Source organism: Streptomyces boncukensis (assembly GCF_011045075.1).
In the GTDB taxonomy this organism is placed as follows: domain Bacteria; phylum Actinomycetota; class Actinomycetes; order Streptomycetales; family Streptomycetaceae; genus Streptomyces; species Streptomyces boncukensis.
In genome coordinates this window covers 1-1,783 of the sequence record NZ_JAAKZZ010000887.1, presented here as the reverse complement: position 1 = coordinate 1,783, position 1,783 = coordinate 1, and the positions used below count along the sequence as shown (strand labels likewise).

At 72.0% G+C, this 1,783-nt stretch carries 1 protein-coding gene and 1 pseudogene; one reads left to right on the top strand and one right to left on the bottom strand.

Features of this window, described 5'->3' with window-relative positions; translation table 11 throughout:
- Positions 1-167: 167 nt before the first annotated feature.
- Positions 168-584: a Dabb family protein gene (locus tag G5C65_RS36715; RefSeq protein ID WP_165303368.1), complete on the top strand. Its 417-nt coding sequence runs from the start codon at positions 168-170 to the stop codon at positions 582-584.
- A 772-nt stretch (positions 585-1,356) separates the two neighbouring features.
- On the opposite strand, the pseudogene G5C65_RS39920 reads toward G5C65_RS36715, so the two are convergent.
- Positions 1,357-1,561 (bottom strand): annotated as a pseudogene (locus tag G5C65_RS39920) (DUF4097 family beta strand repeat-containing protein); the annotation flags it as partial.
- Positions 1,562-1,783 lie beyond the last annotated feature (222 nt).

Here is a 1,783-nt window from a genome sequence, read left to right as displayed (position 1 = left end):
GGCGGGGAGACCCCGCTGCGGGGCCGGCCCCGGCGTCGTCGGCGCGGTGGTCGCCGGAAGCACGCTGTCCGGGACGCTCGGCGCGCTGGCCTTCCCGTACCTGCGACAGCGGCTGGGCAACCGACCACATCCATCACAGAGATGAACTCCGGAAAGGGAGCACTCCGATGATCCACCACTGCGTCCGCTTCACCATCAAGCCCGGCACGACGCCGGCACAGCTCGAAGACGCCCTCGCCAGCCTGCGCAACCAGGGTGAGGTCATCCCCTCCGTACGCTCCTTCCTCGTCGGCCGCGACCACGGCGGCGGGTACGAGTGGGCCGCCACCTTCCAGATAGCCGACCTGGAGGGCTACTGGGAGTACCTCATCCACCCCGCCCACCGCCGCACCGACGAGATCGGGCTGCCGCTGGTCGACAAGTTCGTCTCCTTCGACATCACCGACGACCCCGACCCCGGAACCGGCGACAAGATCGCCGCCCTGCACCAACGCCGCTACGACGCCGACCCCGGCCTCACCGAACTCGTCTCCAACCTCAGCCAGTACGAAGGGAGCGCCGCCCCCGGCCCCCACGCCGCCTGACACCCATCCGGGAGGCGGGGTACGGCGCCCCGGCACCGCCGCCGCCTGGTTCACCGGCCCCCGGCGCCTACGGACCGCGGGGCATGTACAGGGGCGGCTTCGCTGGCCCGGCCCAGTGCCCGGGCCGGGGCCTGGAGGGGGAGTTGGCACCGACGGTGCGTGTGAGAATGCTCTGAGTGTCCGCCGCGGGCGGGCCGTTTATGACCACCGCACCGCGAGAGAGGGAGAGCCGCCGTCCGGCACGCGGCCGGGCCGGGACCGGGTCCTGTCGCTACCCCAGCCGCGGACCCCGTGAATCGGCCCGCCGCTCCCACCGTCTCCGCCAAGGCGAAGGTCCCTGACGAGAGCGCGCAGCAGCAGAGTCCGCCTGTCGTACTGCCGCGCGGAGGCGTCATCGACCTGTACGGCACGGCCGCCGATACCTGGACCGTTACCGCCGCGTGGGGGCAGCACACTTCCTGCGACGTCGACACTGGCAGCTCCCTCCTGCCCTCCTGCCCTCCTGTCCGCTCCTAAGCGGGCTCGGAGCACGTGCACGCCGACGTCTTCGACACGGAGCCCGTCGCACCACGCCGTAAGAAGCACCAGCTCACCGAGCCGTAGCCGAGGTCACCGACAACTCCCGCGTTTGCGCAGGTCACGGGCCTCCCGTCGCCCGCTCCCAGGGGAAACCCCGGACCAGTTGTCCGGAGCATTCTGCCCCGCCGTGGCCTCTGCCTTCGTGGTCGGCCGAAGAGGCTGGCCGGTCGCCGGTGCCTCGGCGACCGGGGACGCGGGCGGTGATGTCGCCGAGGGAGGTGGTGGCGCGGATGGCGGGTTCGGTGCTGCCGTTGTTCTTGAGGGCGTTGCCGACGCGGCCGCGGTCGGTGCCGGCGTCCAGCGTCCAGCGTGGCCGAGACGCCGGCGGCGGCGGTGACTGGGATATCGCCGGACTGGGTGGTGAGTGCGACCGTGCCGCGCATGGCCTCGGCGATCCGGTGGGCAGCTGGGCGGTGACCTCCACGGATCCGGCGGGGATGTCCGGAACGGCGGAGACCGCCGCCCACAACACCCGGAGGAGGCCGCGATGCCGGGGGGGTGCCTCTATGTCCTTCGTCAAGCGAGGCGGGGGGTTCTGGGTTCGTAGAAGGTGCCGTCGCGGAGCATCGCGAAGATGACGCTGATGCGGTGGCGGGCGAGGCGGAGGAGGGCTTGGGTGT

What these genes read in the sequence shown, in the direction of transcription:
- G5C65_RS36715 (WP_165303368.1), top strand. Translation starts at nt 168, where the DNA reads ATGATCCACCACTGCGTCCGCTTCACCATCAAGCCCGGCACGACGCCG.